This is a genomic window from Streptomyces sp. a15 (genome assembly GCF_059026085.1).
In genome coordinates, this window is the sequence record NZ_JBWLKM010000036.1 from 18,663 (window position 1) to 32,898 (window position 14,236).

The following is a 14,236-nucleotide window of genomic DNA, read 5'->3' on the forward strand; positions in this document are numbered from 1 at the left end:
CGCTGTCACTGGTCCTGCAGGGCGGTACGGATCGCGTCGAGGCACGCCGGGTTGACGAGCGTGGACAGGTCGCCGGGTGCCTCGCCGGTGACGAGGCTGCGGATGAGCCGCCGTATCACCTTGCCGTTGCGGGTCCTGGGCAGCTCCGGTACGGCGACCACCCGGCCGGGCCGGAACGCGGCGCCGAGCGCGTCGGCGACCCGTGCGCGGATCCGCTCGGCCTCCGGTGCGCCGAGGGTGCGTCCGGCGGCCGGGACCGCGAAGCACCACAGTGCCTCGCCCTTGACGGGGTGCGGTATGCCGACGGCGGCCGCCTCGGCGACGGCGGGGTCGCCGACGACGGCGTCCTCGGCCTCGGCGGGCCCGAGGCGTTTGCCGGCCACCTTGATGACGTCGTCGAGGCGGCCGTGGACGAACCACTCCTCGCCGGTCCGGGAGACGAGGTCGCCGTGGGACCAGCGGCCCGGCCTGCGGCCGAAGTAGGTGTGGGCGAAGCGTTCACGCGCCCGCCACAGCCCCCGGGTCATGCCCGGCCAGGAACGCCGTACGACGAGTTCGCCGACCTGTCCTTCGGGCGGCTCGGCGCCCTGGTCGTCCTCGATCGCCGCGTCGATGCCCAGGCAGGGGCCCGAGAAGCTGCACGGCGACTGGGGCAGGGTGGGCGCGGAGGCGAGCAGGGATCCGCCGACCTCGGTGCCACCGCAGATGTTGATCACCGGGCAGCGTTTGCCGCCGAAGTCGGCGAAGTACCAGCGCCATGCCTCCTCGGTCCACGGTTCGCCGGTGGAAGCGAGGAGGCGCAGCCGGGACGGCGCGGCCGGGTGTTCCGGGTCGCGGCCCATCAGCATGCGGGACAGGCTGGGCGAGCTGCCGAAGACGGTGACCCGATGGTCGTCGAGCAGCCGCCACAGGCGGGTGACGTCCGGGTGGTCGACGGCTCCCTCGTACGCCAGGACGCTCGCGCCGGCGAGGGTGGCGCCCACGGCGACGAGCGGGAACATGATCCAGCCGGGGTCGGTGACCCAGCAGGCCACGTCGTCCGGCCGCAGGTCGAGGTTGTACCTGGTCTCGCTGCCGACCTGGGCCGGGAAGCCGCCGTGGGTGTGGATCGCGCCCTTGGGGCGGCCGGTGGTGCCCGAGGTGTGCAGCAGGAGGAAGGGGGCGTCGGCGGGGAGGGAGACGGCCTCGGCGGGCTCGGCGTCGGCGAGCCGGTGCCAGGTCGTCGTCGTGGGACCCGACGGGGCGGCCGGCTCGTCCTGCGACACGTCGGCTGCCCGGGAGGGCCATGACTCCGAGGCGTCCCGTGGCGTGCCCTGCTCCTCGGGAACGACGACGAGTCGACGGACGCACGTGGCCTTCTCCAGGGCCGTACGGGCCAGCGTCTGCATGTCGTGCCGGCGTCCGTGCCGGGTGACGGCCGCCGCGGTGACCAGGACTTTCGCCCCGGCGTCGACGAGCCGTACGGCGATCGCCTCGGGGCCGAAGCCGGAGAACAGCGGCACCAGCACGGCGCCGATGTGCGCGCAGGCGAAGAGCAGGACGAAGGCCTCGGGGCCGGGCGGCAGGTACCCGGCCACCCGGTCGCCCTCCACGACCCCGAGGGCGCGCAGTCCGCCCGCCACCCGGGCGCTGCGGGCGGCGACCTCGTCGTAGGAGAGGACCCCCCTGCTGGCGTCCTCCCGTTCCCAGCGCAGTGCGGGAGCCTGCCCGCGCCCCTGCCGCCGATGGCGGTGGAGACAGGAGTCCACGAGGTTGGTGCGTCCGCCCGGGAACCAGCGGGTGAAGGCGATGCCTCCGGTGTCGTCGCACACGCGCGTCGGCAGTGTGTGCCAGACGATGCCGATGTCCGGCAGGGCGCGCTCCCAGAACCACGGGGGGTCGGCGGCGGACCTGGCCTGCAGCGCGCGGTAGCCGCCGTCGATGCCGTACCTGCGGCAGAAGGCGGCGATGTTGCCGTGTTCGGTGAACTCCGGCGTGGGGTCCCAGACGTACGGGTTCATGGGGTCCCGCCCGGGTTCTCGATCAGTGCGGCGATGCCCTGGCCGCCGCCGATGCACAGGGCGATCACGGCCAACCGGCCGCCGGTCCGGCGCAGTTCGTGGGCTGCCTTGAGCAACAGGACGGTGCCCGTGGCGCCGATGGGATGGCCCAGGGCGATCGCCCCGCCGTTCGGATTGACGCAGTCCGGATCGAGCTTGAGGCCGTCCATGACGGCCAGGACCTGGGCCGCGAACGCCTCGTTGAGTTCGATGACGTCGATCTCGTCGAGCGTGAGGCCGTTGCGACGCAGCAGGCGGTGGATCGCGTCGGCCGGTGCGACGCCCATGATCTCCGGCTCCAGCGCGGTGACGACCGCGTCGCGCAGCCGGCACAGCGGTGCGAAGCCGGGGCTGAGATCGGCCGAGCGCATGAGCAGCACGGCGGCGGCACCGTCGTTGATGCCGGCGGAGTTCCCCGCGGTGATGGTGCCGTTCTGCGAGAACACGGGAGCCAGCCCGGCCAGCTTCTCCGGCGTCGTGCCGGGCCGGGGATGCTCGTCCCGCTCGACGACACCGCCCGGGGTCGCCACGGGCACGATCTGCTCCTCGAAGCGTCCCTCGCCCATGGCGACGGCCGCCCGGCGCTGGCTCTCGGCGGCCCACCGGTCCTGGCGCTGCCGCGAGACGGTGTACCGGTCGGCCACCACCTCGCCGGTCATGCCCATCGGGTAGCGCCCGAAGGGATCGGTGACCAGGGAGACGGTGCCGTCGAGGGTCGGCTTGCCCGGTAGTTCGTCGGGGGCCCGCTCGCTGTAGTCGAGCAGCGGCTGACGGGTCATCGACTCGTTGCCACCCGCCACGACGACGTCGGCCTCGCCGAGGGCGAGGCTCTGCGCGGCCGACCAGACGGCCTGCAGGCCGGACCCGCACAGCCGGTTGACGTTGTACGCGGTGGTCGTCACCGGCAGTCCGGCGGCCAGGGCCGCGCGCCGGGCGTTGAACGCGTCCGGGCCCACCTGGCCCACGCAGCCGAGGACGACCTCGTTCACGGCGCCGAGGTCCAGCCCGCCGCGGACGACCGCCTCGCGGATCACGAGGGCGCCCAGCCGGTGCGCGGGAGCCGAACTCAGCGCGCCCTTGTACCGGCCGATCGGGGTACGCGCCCCGTGGACGACGGCGATGTCTACGGGCATCGGGGGTCACTCCTTCGCTGAGGGCTCCGCGTCCGGGCCGGACGCGCTGGACGCACCACGGGACACGCTGGGCGTGGCGGACGCGCTGGACGTCGCCGGGTGTGCGGTGAGCACGGTGAGGGCGTCCCGGTCGGGCCGGATCAGGAGCGCCGAGAGCACGGCACCGGCGATCAGCAGGCAGGCGGCCAGGTCGAAGGCCCGGCCGTAGCCGACGGCCTCGGTGGGCGCCGCGTCGATGATCCGTCCCGTGACATAGGGGGCGAGCAGGCTGGACAGGGCGGCGAGGGCGTACGACAGTCCCAGGGCGGCGCTGCGCCGGCCGGCCGGGCAGATGTCCGCGATCGCCGCGTTGGTCAGCGGGGTCTGTCCGTTGCCCGCGGAGAACGCCACGATCAGCAGCGGTAGGAGCAGAGCGGCGGGACCCGCCCGGGTCACGAGCAGCAGACACACGCCGGCTACGAGTGGCAGCAGCGCGCCGACCAGTCCCTGCGCGACCCGGGCGGACACCCCTTTCCGCAGCAGCCGGTGCGCGACGACTCCCGCGGTGAGAACGAGGACGGCCATGGACAGGGCGGGCAGCCCGACGATCCCGCTGATCTGCGCGTCGCTGAAGCCCGCCTGGTCCTCCAGGAAGAGCGGCAGCCAGGCGAAGCCCAAGGAGAGCGTCCACATGACGGCGAAGGTGGCGAAGGTCGCCCCGAGCCAGGTGCCCGTGGTGACGATGCGCCGGAAGGGCACGGCGGGGCGTTCTCCGTCGGCAGTGTCAGTCGGGACGTCCTGTACCGACGGTTCGTCGCCTGCCGGTTCGGGGCCCAGGTGTGCGGCGTACGGACCGCCGCCGCCGACCCGCAGCCAGACCAGCATCCACACCAGCCCGGCTGCTCCGAGCAGGCCGAACGCGGCCCGCCAGCCGAGGGTGTTGCTGACCAGGACGACCAGCGGGGCGGCCAGGACGGTGCCGCCCGCGCCGCCCGCGACCACGACGGCCGAGGGCAGGGCGCGCCGCTTCTCCGGATACCAGGTGAACGCCGTGTAGTTGGCCAGCGGGAAGCCCGGCCCCTCGCCCGCACCGAGCACCACCCGGGTGGCGACGAGCGCCCCGAACCCGGTGGCGGGGAGGAGGATCGGCAGTTGCGCCACCGCCCAGACCAGGGCGAGCACGGCGAGCAGGGGCCGGGGGCGGATGCGGTCGCCGAGGAAGCCGACCGACACGGCCGAGAGGCTGAACAGGAGGTAGAAGCTGCTGGCGATGGTGCCGAACTCGGTGGCGGAGAGCCCGAGGTCGTCCTTGATGGGGCCCGCGGTCAGGCCGAGTACAGCCTTGTCGGCGGCGTTGACGACGATGAAGAGCGCCAGCATGGCCAGGACGGTGCGGGCCCGGCGGCGGGTGCCGTCCGCCATGGCCGACCGGGTGTCCGTCCCGACGGTCATGCGCGGGCCAGACGTTCGTCGAGCCAGTCGAAGACCCGCTGGTGGAAGCGGAGCGCCGCGCCCTCCTGGCAGTGTTCGCCGGCCCCTTCGGCGGCGGTGAACACCATCAGTTCCTTCTCGCAGCGCAGGGCGTCATGCACGCGCCGGGGCTCGCCGCGGAAGGCCTCGTCGTTCTCCGCGTCGAGGACGAGCGTGGGGCATGTGCCGCGCTCGACCGCGGTGTCGAGGTGGTACGGCGCGCAGGCGCGCAGCGCCTCGGCGGGTGTCTTGGCGCCGAAGACCCACATACCGTGCCGCACGAACCAGCGCGCCCGGAGGCTCTCGGCCATGCGGACGGCCGGCGCGGGCCCGGCCACGTCGTCCCGGCCGTCCGTCACCCACTCGGCCAAGTGGGGCGGCAGGCCGCGGAGCGGCACTTGGTAGAAGTCGTACACGCCGTTGTGCAGCACGCACACGGCGAAGCGGCCTTCGAAGGCGGCGGCCCGAGCGGCCAGCAGTCCGCCGAAGCGGGTGCCGAACAGCACGAGCTTCTCAGGGTCCACCTCCCGACGGCTCAGGGCGTGGTCCACCACGGGGGTGACCACGTGTTCCCAGTCCGGCCGGAAGACCAGGCCCTGCTCCCGACGGACGGACTGCTGGCCTGGTCCTTCGAAGGCGAGGACGTGGTAGCCGCGGCGCAGCGCCCCGCCGGCCACCATGAAGTACAGCTCCTCGAGGGTGGAGTCGTAGCCGCCGTGGTGGATCCCGGTGGGCCGGCGGCGGCCCGTGTCGTCCGCGAGGAACAGGTATCCCGGGAGCGTGGTGTCCTCGTAGGGGATCCGCAGGGGCACCACCGGTGTTTCGAACACGTTCGCCGCCTGGGCGAAAGCCTGCCGCGAGGACCGGGCGAGGCAGGCCGACTCGGCGTCGGAGTCCCGGTCCACGACACGGAAGAAGTCCGCGGTCCGGTAGTAGTTCGAGGCCCGCAGGAGGGCCTCGCGGGCGCTGACCCGGTGGCCGGCCGCGAGCGCCTCGGCGCCCACCTGGTGGAGGCGTTCGCCGACGGCGGTCCACTCCCGGCACCAGGCCGCCTCGTCGCCATCGGGGATGTTGCGGCAGGCGGCCAGGACCTCGCCGAGATCGGCGCCCGCGTAGGCGGCGTGCCCGGCCGTGCGCAGCGCCTGGAAGGCGAACGCCGCGTCGTCGAAGAGGAACGTCACCGGGACCCCCATCCCCAAGGCGGAACGGAACAGGGCCGTTCCGTTTTGCGCGGAACGTACACCCGGCCCGGACGGAACGCAACCGTTCCGTCCGGTGCTAATCTCGCGCAGTGGAATCGACCAGCCGCGACGACGTCGAGCGCAGACCTACGGGCTCCGCGGTCCTGCGGGAGTCCGTGACCGAGACGATCAGACGGGCGGTGTTCGAGGAGCTGGCCGAGACCGGGTTCGCCCGGATGTCGATGGAGGCCGTGACCCGCCGGGCCCGCGTCGGCAAGGCGGCCCTCTACCGCCGCTGGCCCTCCAAGGAGGCGATGGTGGTGGAGGTGGTCTCCGAGGCCGCCGCCGAACACCTCCCCACGACAGCCGACTCCGGCTCCCTGCACGACGATGTCGAACGGTTCGTCCGGGACACCATGGCCGACCTCAGTCATCCGCTCGTCGGCCGGATCATCCCCGACCTGGTGGCCGAGTCGGCCCGCAACCCCTCGCTGAGCGCGGCGCTCCACGAGGCGGTCCTCGCTCCCCGGCGCGCCGCGGTGGCGACGCTGCTGCACCAGGCGATCGACCGCGGCGAGCTGCCGCCCGACATCGACATGGGCCTGGCCGTCGATCTGTTCGGCGCCCCGCTGTACTTCAGGATGCTCGCGGTCGGCGGACCCACCGACGACGCCTACGTCGCCCGCCTCACCCGGGCCGTCCTCGCGGCAGTGGCCGCCGGCCGCTGAGTGGCGGCCGCACACAGCCATACTGCATCACGAGACGGCATCTCGCCCATTGACCGAGACTCGGGCGTCTCCTATGGTTGAGGCACTTCTCGAAAGGACGGGATCAGCATGAGGCCAGTCGCTCTGATCGGCGTCCTGCTCGTGTCGTGCGCCGGCCGCCGGACGTACGACGAGCCGCTCAGCTACTTCCCGCCCCGGGAGGGGCTGCGCCCCGGCACGGCTGTCGGCGAGCCTCAGACCCCGTTCTGAGCCGTTCGTCGCCGCGCGACGAGCCCCCGCCAGACCGAAACGATCGTCGTCCGTCGACGTTCGTCATCCGTCGTGTCTTCGCCGACGGACCTTTCCACCACATTTTCGAGGAGTGCATCATCGTGACCACCACTGTCGGCCTTCAGCCGATCTCCGGACCGTCCGCCTGGCGCGGCGACGAGCTGTCGAAGTCCACCGACTGGATCCACGTACTCAGCGACGCCGAGCGCACCGAGCTGGAAGAGCTGGGACGGCGCTTCGTCGCCGACGACCCCGACCTGCGCACCGTCACCGCCGCGGACTACCCGCTCGACGCCTGTCGCGCCCTCAACGACAAGTGCGCCGACCAGATGGACGCCGGCCGGGGCTTCATCCTGGTGCGTGGCCTGCGCACCGAGGAGTACGGCGACCCCATGGCCGCGGCCATCTTCTTCATCATGGGCCTGCACCTGGGCCAGCCGATCGGGCAGAACCAGAGGGGCGACCTGCTCGACCACGTGATCGCCACGTCGAACATGACGCTGTCCGACGAGGGTGCGCTGCCCTCCCGCGTACGCGACCGACTGCCGTTCCACTCCGACAGCTCCGACGTCGTCGCCCTTATGTGCCTGCGCGGTGCCAAGGAGGGCGGAGCCTCCAGCCTGGTCAGCGGCACCACGATCTACAACGAGATGCTGCGCCGCCGGCCGGACCTCGCCGCGCGGCTCTTCGACACCTACCACTGGGACTGGCGGCGCCAGGACCCCGACTCCCCGGAACTCACGTACACCTCGCCGATCATCAGCCACGTCGACGGCATCTTCAGCACCTACGCGGGCAACTCGATGATCTTCAGTGCCCAGGAGTACCCCGGGGTTCCCCCACTGACGCCCGACCAGGCCGCGGCCATCACCCTCTTCGACGAGATCTCGCAGGAGCCCGGCCTGCCGATCGACATGGACTTCCAGCCGGGGGACGTGCAGTGGCTGCTCAACTACGCCGCACTGCACTCGCGTACCAGCTACAACGACCACCCGGAACCGGAGCGCCGCCGGCACCTGCTGCGTCTGTGGCTCAAGCGCGACGTCGGCCGACCGCTGGCGCCCCAGTTCGGCAAGCACGTCGTCGTGATGGGTGAGCCCACCAAGCCCCTGGTACCCGGCGGCCGGTTCCGGATCACCGACGCCGTCACCGTCAACGACGACTGGGGCGTGTGACGCCGTTCCCTCGCGGTGAAGAGAACTCCCGACCGCCGCAGCCAGGGTGCCCCTGGCTGCGGCGGTCGTCTGTCATGGCGAAGAAGTCCGCGAGCGCATCCGGGCAGCAGTGTCCCGCCGGCACCGAGGAGCCGCCGTGGTTGAGCGGCGAAGAGGCACTGGCCGTCGCGGGCGAGTTCGGCGCCGCCGGAGGCCGCGACCGATGCCTCGGCGACGGCGACCGCGTGTCCGGCCACGATCGCGGTCGCCGGGCCGGACACGCAAAAGCCGGTCGACGGTCGCGCAGGATGGCGGGCGTCGACCGGCCAACAGCATGGTCGTGCGGGCGGGCCACGTCTTGGTACTCGTCGCCGGTGCCGTGGGCGCAGGGCCCCCTTGTGGGCGGCGAGGTTGTCAGAGGATGAGCACCTTCGCCGCCGTATTCGCGGTGATCTCGTCGACGGTGACGCCGGGGGCGGTCTCGACGAGGACCAGGCCGTCGTCGGTGACGTCGAGGACGCCGAGGTCGGTGATGATGCGCTCCACGCAGCCCTTCCCGGTGAGCGGCAGGTCGCACTCCGGCACGATCTTCGGGGTGCCGTCCTTGGCGGTGTGGGTCATGGTGACGATCAACCGGCGTGCCCCGTGCACGAGGTCCATGGCTCCGCCGATGCCGGTCACCATCTTGCCGGGGATCGCCCAGTTGGCGAGGTCGCCCCGCTCGGAGACCTGCATGGCGCCGAGCACGGCCGCGTCGATGTGGCCGCCGCGGATCATGCCGAACGACAGCGCGGAGTCGAAGAAGGCCGCGCCGGGCAGGACGGTGACGGTCTCCTTGCCCGCATTGATCAGATCCGGGTCGACCTCGTCCTCGTAGGGGAAGCGGCCGGTGCCGAGGATGCCGTTCTCCGACTCCAGTACGACGTGGACGCCCTCGGGGAGGTGGTTGGGGATCAGGGTCGGCAGCCCGATACCGAGGTTGACGTACTCGCCGTCGCGCAGTTCGCGGGCCGCGCGGGCGGCCATCTCGTCCCGTGTCCAGGCCATCAGACCCGCACCTCCCTGGATGTCACCGTGAGGTTCTCGATCTTCTTGTCGGTGGCCTGCTCGGCGCTCAGGGCCACCACGCGCTGGACGAAGATGCCCGGCAGGTGGACCTGGTCGGGGTCGATGGCGCCCGGTTCGACCAGCTCCTCCACCTCGGCGATCGTGATGCGGCCCGCCATGGCGGCGAGGGGGTTGAAGTTGCGGGCGGACTTGTTGAACACGAGGTTGCCGTGCCGGTCGCCCTTCGCCGCCCGCACCAGGGCGAAGTCGGTGGTGATGCCGTGTTCCAGGACGTGTTCGACGCCGTCGAAGTCGCGGACCTCCTTGGCCGGTGAGGCGACGGCGACGCCGCCCGTGCCGTCGTACCGCCAGGGCAGCCCCCCGTCGGCGACCTGGGTGCCGACGCCGGCCGGGGTGTAGAAGGCCGGGATGCCGCAGCCCCCGGCGCGCAGGCGCTCGGCGAGGGTGCCCTGCGGGATCAGCTCCAGCTCGATCTCGCCACCCAGGTACTGGCGGGCGAACTCCTTGTTGCCGCCGATGTAGCTGCCGGTGACCCGGGATATCCGGCCCGCGGCGAGCAGCACGGCTAGGCCGGACTCCCCCGCCCCGCAGTTGTTGGAGACGACGTCGAGTCCCGTGACGCCGGTGTCGTACAGGGCCTGGATCAGGATCCCCGGAATTCCGCTGAGCCCGAAGCCGCCGACGGCGAGGGACGCCCCGTCAAGGACGTCCGCCACCGCCTCGGCCGCGGAGACGGCCACCTTGTCCATCCGCCCGCCCACTTTTCTGCAGGGCGAATGCGCCCTGCGCTGATTAGTTGTTCGCTGAGTCGTGTTCGCTGCGTGGTTGTTCGCTGAGTGAAACGAAAGGGCCGGGCAGCTCCGGGATCCGCGGCGCTACGCCGGCAGTTCGGTCAACAGCCGTCGGTAGATGCGCGCATAGGCGGTCAGCTGGCCCAACGACAGGGCGTCGCGCCGTGGATCGTCGGCGGCCGGCTTCGCCTGCGGGCCGAGGCGTACGGTATCGACGCCACGGGCGCGCAGTACGACGCCGTCGGTCGAGCCCGTCCAGCCGGTGATCGGCGGCGGCTGCGTACCGAACTCGTCGAGCCAGGCCGCGCGGGCGGCCTTCACCACGGGGGCGTCGGCCGGCGTCGCCGCGGCTGCCGCGACCGGCTCGGCCTCCACCTCGACCGCGCAGTCCCGCAGTTCTGACCGCGCGCACCGTTCCCGCAGCCGGTCGGCCAGCTCGTCCGCCACTACCTTCGGCTCCACCGGGTCACCGGTGACGACGTACAGATCGATCCGCAGTTGGGCCGGCAGCAGGTCCGGCTTGTCCGGCCATCCCCCGCTGATCGCGCCGATGCCGCACGCCCGGCCGGTCTGCCCCTCCCGCGGGTCGGCGGCCAGGTAGGCCGTGCGCCAGCGGGCCAGCTCGTCCAGGACGACGCCGGCGAAGGTGACGACTCCCCCGGGCGGCGTGGCCGACTCCGCCGCCATCGCGGCGCCGGAGCGGCCGGTCACTCGGACGGTCAGGTAGAGCGCGCCCGGCTCGTGCCACAGCAGGGTGGGCGGCCCGCACTTGGCGACGATCGCCGAGTGCGGCAGCGGGTACGCGTCGGCGTAGGCCTCCAGGCCGGTGATCCCGCCGGAGCGGCGGTGCGTGCCGGAGCCGGCGAGCAGCAGCCGCCCGGCGCCCGCCTCGGCGAACGCGACCAGCGCGGCCGCCGCGGGCCCGCGGGCGACCCCCAGGCCGAAGCCGGCCACCACGTCGCCGTCCACGCCGAGCGGAGCGACGGGTGCGGCATTGCCGGTGACGAGCTGGTTGTCCGCCCCGCCGTCGTCCAGCGACGTGTCGAGGTGGGAGTACAGCAGCGGCCCGGCCCCGTGCGTGGCGATCAGGCTGCCACCCGCGGGGCCGTGCTCCGCCACCTGCCACTCGACGTGCGGCCACCGATGCGCGCACCAGGCGCGCAGTCGGTGGGCCGCCGTCCGCTCCCTGCCGCGTGGAGCGGGGGTCGCGTCGAGCAGGTGCAGGACGTCGAGCAGGTGCTGTCTCAAGGGCAGCTGCCGGCTCAAAAACGTCCCCAGTCGTCGGACGCCGGACGCCATACGTCGATGTTGCGCGGGTCGGCCGGCATCCTGCGGGCCCGGTGCGTCTCGTGCTCCTCCGGCGTGAACACCCGGTGCCGGTCGCACAGTTCGAACCGCGGGCCGAAGCGCGTGTCGTGCAGGTAGAACGCGATCGACGTCGACGCCGAGTGGTTGACGATGTCGGAGGCGATCGGCGCGCCCTTGTACAGCGCGCGGGCACGCATCCGCATGACGTGGTCGAGGCTCTTCATCGCGAAGCACAGGTGTGCGACGTAGTGCTCCTTGTTGTTCTGCACCGCGAGGCTGTGGTGGTAGCGGTTCTCGCCCCGGTAGAACGTGGTCGAGCCGACGACGTAGTCCGAGGGCACGAACTTCAGGACGTTCTGGTAGAAGTCCTGCGTCTCCTGGTACTTCGCGGTGGCGATGAAGGGGTGCACCAGGTCGAGCGGCCGGATCTCGATGTGCGGCGCCTCGGCGTACTCCTGGAACTCGGTGAACAGCTCGATGATGAGGCCGTTGGGGTCCTTCACCGCGAAGCCGTTCTCGCACAGCGCCTGCTGCCGCTCCTGAAGCTGAAGGGCCTCCAGGCCGGCGTCGAGGACGCTCTTGTGCAGCTGTTCGAGGACCTCCTCGCTTTCCACGCTGTAGCCGACCGCGGTCGTCCACCCGTCGGTGCGCTCGGGCGCGTGGATCAGCTCGATCGCGTGGTGCTCGATGTCGGCGCGCAGGTAGGCGTACTCGTCCGTGCGCTGCTCCAGCTGGAGCCCGACGTGGTACTCGAGGAAGTCGATCGTGGCCTGCATGTCCGGAACCTCGATCCGGGCGTACTCCATGCCGTACGGGGCGTGCGGGCGGGTGCTCACTGGGGCTGTCCTTCCTGCAGCGAGCGACGGACGCTCGGCGTACTCGAACGAGGTGATGGCCTGCCGGTCGATGACCGGTCGCCAGCGCGTGTGCACGAAGCTCTCGTGGGTCTCGCTGCCGAGATAGGCGAGCAGATCGTCGCGGCTGTCGAAGTCGACGGCCATGGTGTGGGTGAAGGTCCGGTCGCGGGTGCTGATGTTCTCGCCGAGGACGAAGCCGCGCATGGCCGGGTACCGGTCCGGGAAGGTGCGCAGCTCGGCCAGCACGGACTCGCGTGTGGCCTGGTCGATTCCGTCGGCGAAGCGGAAGGACAGGGTGTGTCGGATCATCGGGTCACCGTCCGTCGCCGGCTAGAGGATGAAGCTGAGCCGGGCGCCTGCCGCCAGCGACTCATGGCCCAGGATCGAGCGCCGCAGGCGGAAACGCAGTCCGTCCTCGGTCGGGACCAGCACATGCTCGTACCAGCCGACGTAGGCGTTGAAGTGGCCGTCGCGGGCGCGGTGCACCACGAAGGACGCCGCCACACGGAAGGAGTCCTCCGTGTGCTCGGACAGCCGCACGTTGGACACCAGCCGGTGCGTGCGCGAGTGCGGGTTCTCGGCGTGCGCCTTGCGGGACTTGAGGCGCTTGACCCGGGCGAGGATCAGGTCCCAGTCGTCGTCGACGAAGGATCCGGTCTCGTGCGGCGACCAGCCGGGGCGGTAGTCGGTGGTCGGGATCTCGTAGCGGGCGCCGGGCTCGAAGAGGGCCAGCCAGCCGTCGTAGTCCCAGTGATCGAGGATGTCCGCCTCGGCGTAGAGGAAGTCCTCCACCTCCGGCCGGGTGATGGTGCGTCCCTGGCACTGCACGGTGTGGGTGTTGGTGATCGCGGTCATCGCACATCCCTGCCCTCGAGGAAGGACGCCGGGCGGTCGCCGTGGACGGCGAGGCCGTCATCGAGGCCGACGGCCTCGACCCAGTGCCGCCAGAAGCCCCGCATCGCGCCTTCGTCGGTCGATCTGCCCTGTACACCCTTGACCTCGTCGGCCATGCCGCGTGACATGTCGCTGTAGTCCAGCTCGGGCACAGCGGTGCCCGCCGTGGCCTGGATGCCGCGCTGGACCGCCTCGTACGCCTCGATGTCGTCCGGCGTGGCGAGCCCGCCCGGGCCGACGAAGCTGACGACCGTCTTCATGCGCAGGGCGCGCGCGGCCGGGTCCTCGTCACGGGGGACCAGCTGCCAGGCGCGTACGTCGGTCTGGTCGGGCGCCACCGGCTCCAGCTGCCGGATCGACAGCCCCTCGATGTCGAACAGCAGCAGGTTCGGGAACACGAACAGGATGTGGCTCTCGTCGGCCACGTAGTGCGCCCGCTTCTCTCCCAGCCGCTCCGTCATCTCGGCCCGGTGCTGCTCGGTGCGCTCGCGCTCGTCCTCGCCGAAGCGCGGTTCCCAGAGCATGCTGATCCGGCCGCCGTGCCCGGTCAGGACCAGCAGCCCGTGACCGTTGCCGAGGTTGTACGCGTACTGGTTGTCGTCGGTGACGGCGAAGCCGCTCTCGCGCAGGTAGCCCACGAACGTGTTGTGGGTCGGCGCGAAGTGGTAGCCGTCCATCGCGTTCTCGACGGCGAGTTTCCAGTTGCCCCGCACGCTGTACTGCTGCGTGCCGGGCAGCGTCGTCATGCCGCCGACGTGCTGCTGCTCGATCATCGTCATGTAGTCGGCCGCGTCGCCGAGGTGTTCGAGCAGCGGTGGGACGTCGGGGTCGAAGGCGACGAAGACGTACCCCTCGTGGATCTCCAGACGCGGGACACTGCGCAGCCCCATGGACGCCTTGAACTCGTCGGTCGACTCGTACGCGCCGGCGTCGGGGATGGCGGCGAGGTCACCGTTGTTGCGGAATGTCCAGGCGTGGTAGAAGCACTGGAAGAGCCTCGCCGAGCCCTCGCTCTCGCGGCACAACACGGTGCCGCGGTGCGGACAGGAGTTCAGGAACGCGTGCACCTCGCCGGCGGTGTCCCGGCAGAAGATCAGCGGCCGGCCGCCGAGGGTGCGGACCTTGAAGTCGTTGGGGTTGGGGATCTCGGTCTCATGGCCGAGGTAGAGCCAGGTGTGTGTCCATACCCAGCCGCGTTCCCGGGTGAAGATCTCCGCGCTGCGGTAGGCCTCGCGGTTGACCCGGAAGGTGAGCTGGTCCCAGTCCTCGACGATCATCGGCGCTGGGACGGTCCGGGGGTTGCTTCCCATTACGGCGTATGCCTCTCACAAGTCCCGACCCGAGTGGCGCGCTGTGAGACGCCA

13 protein-coding genes are annotated in these 14,236 nt (G+C 71.6%); 3 read left to right on the forward strand and 10 right to left on the reverse strand.

The window, feature by feature from the left end; translation table 11 throughout:
• Nucleotides 1-5: 5 nt before the first annotated feature.
• Genes AC5P09_RS30020 through AC5P09_RS30035 form a run of 4 tightly spaced genes read right to left on the reverse strand, consistent with a single transcriptional unit; the run spans nt 6 to nt 5,802 of the window.
• Nucleotides 6-2,000: an AMP-binding protein gene (locus AC5P09_RS30020; RefSeq protein ID WP_493876880.1), complete on the reverse strand. Its 1,995-nt coding sequence runs from the start codon at nt 1,998-2,000 to the stop codon at nt 6-8.
• The gene (locus AC5P09_RS30025; protein ID WP_493876881.1) at nt 1,997-3,172 is read right to left on the reverse strand and encodes a thiolase family protein; all 1,176 of its coding nucleotides are present in this window, start codon (nt 3,170-3,172) and stop codon (nt 1,997-1,999) included. Before AC5P09_RS30025 ends, AC5P09_RS30020 begins: the two co-directional genes overlap by 4 nt.
• A 6-nt stretch (nt 3,173-3,178) precedes the next feature.
• Nucleotides 3,179-4,603 (reverse strand): MFS transporter, encoded by a 1,425-nt coding sequence (locus tag AC5P09_RS30030; protein ID WP_493876882.1) that lies wholly within the window; start codon nt 4,601-4,603, stop codon nt 3,179-3,181.
• Entirely contained in the window at nt 4,600-5,802 is a 1,203-nt protein-coding gene (locus tag AC5P09_RS30035; RefSeq protein ID WP_493876883.1) for an alpha/beta hydrolase family protein, read from the reverse strand. The genes AC5P09_RS30030 and AC5P09_RS30035 overlap by 4 nt, the downstream gene beginning before the upstream one ends.
• 110 nt (nt 5,803-5,912) lie before the next feature.
• Here AC5P09_RS30035 and AC5P09_RS30040 point away from each other — a divergent pair, with 110 nt between their 5' ends.
• The 3 genes from AC5P09_RS30040 (at nt 5,913) to AC5P09_RS30050 (ending at nt 7,975) form a co-directional block, all read left to right on the forward strand.
• Nucleotides 5,913-6,530: a TetR/AcrR family transcriptional regulator gene (locus AC5P09_RS30040; protein WP_493876884.1), complete on the forward strand. Its 618-nt coding sequence runs from the start codon at nt 5,913-5,915 to the stop codon at nt 6,528-6,530.
• Nucleotides 6,531-6,638: 108 nt separating this feature from the next.
• Complete coding sequence (locus tag AC5P09_RS30045) at nt 6,639-6,779, forward strand: hypothetical protein (RefSeq protein ID WP_157857388.1); 141 nt, start codon at nt 6,639-6,641, stop codon at nt 6,777-6,779.
• A 122-nt stretch (nt 6,780-6,901) separates the two neighbouring features.
• Complete coding sequence (locus AC5P09_RS30050) at nt 6,902-7,975, forward strand: TauD/TfdA family dioxygenase (RefSeq protein ID WP_493876885.1); 1,074 nt, start codon at nt 6,902-6,904, stop codon at nt 7,973-7,975.
• A gap of 393 nt (nt 7,976-8,368) precedes the next feature.
• Here AC5P09_RS30050 and AC5P09_RS30055 read toward each other — a convergent pair whose 3' ends face one another.
• The 6 genes from AC5P09_RS30055 to AC5P09_RS30080 all read right to left on the reverse strand — a co-directional run bounded on the left by AC5P09_RS30055 (nt 8,369) and on the right by AC5P09_RS30080 (nt 14,182).
• Complete coding sequence (locus AC5P09_RS30055; RefSeq protein ID WP_493876886.1) at nt 8,369-9,001, reverse strand: CoA transferase subunit B; 633 nt, start codon at nt 8,999-9,001, stop codon at nt 8,369-8,371.
• Entirely contained in the window at nt 9,001-9,771 is a 771-nt protein-coding gene (locus AC5P09_RS30060; RefSeq protein ID WP_493876887.1) for a CoA transferase subunit A, read from the reverse strand. The genes AC5P09_RS30055 and AC5P09_RS30060 overlap by 1 nt, the downstream gene beginning before the upstream one ends.
• A 126-nt stretch (nt 9,772-9,897) precedes the next feature.
• Nucleotides 9,898-11,112 carry a hypothetical protein gene (locus AC5P09_RS30065; protein ID WP_493876888.1) on the reverse strand — a complete coding sequence of 405 codons (1,215 nt, stop codon included), beginning with the start codon at nt 11,110-11,112 and terminating at the stop codon, nt 9,898-9,900.
• The gene (locus AC5P09_RS30070; RefSeq protein ID WP_493876889.1) at nt 11,076-12,287 is read right to left on the reverse strand and encodes a Dabb family protein; all 1,212 of its coding nucleotides are present in this window, start codon (nt 12,285-12,287) and stop codon (nt 11,076-11,078) included. Before AC5P09_RS30070 ends, AC5P09_RS30065 begins: the two co-directional genes overlap by 37 nt.
• Nucleotides 12,288-12,308: 21 nt before the next feature.
• Nucleotides 12,309-12,833: an aromatic-ring-hydroxylating dioxygenase subunit beta gene (locus tag AC5P09_RS30075; protein WP_493876890.1), complete on the reverse strand. Its 525-nt coding sequence runs from the start codon at nt 12,831-12,833 to the stop codon at nt 12,309-12,311.
• Nucleotides 12,830-14,182 carry an aromatic ring-hydroxylating oxygenase subunit alpha gene (locus tag AC5P09_RS30080; RefSeq protein ID WP_493876891.1) on the reverse strand — a complete coding sequence of 451 codons (1,353 nt, stop codon included), beginning with the start codon at nt 14,180-14,182 and terminating at the stop codon, nt 12,830-12,832. The genes AC5P09_RS30075 and AC5P09_RS30080 overlap by 4 nt, the downstream gene beginning before the upstream one ends.
• Between the last annotated feature and the right edge of the window lie 54 nt (nt 14,183-14,236).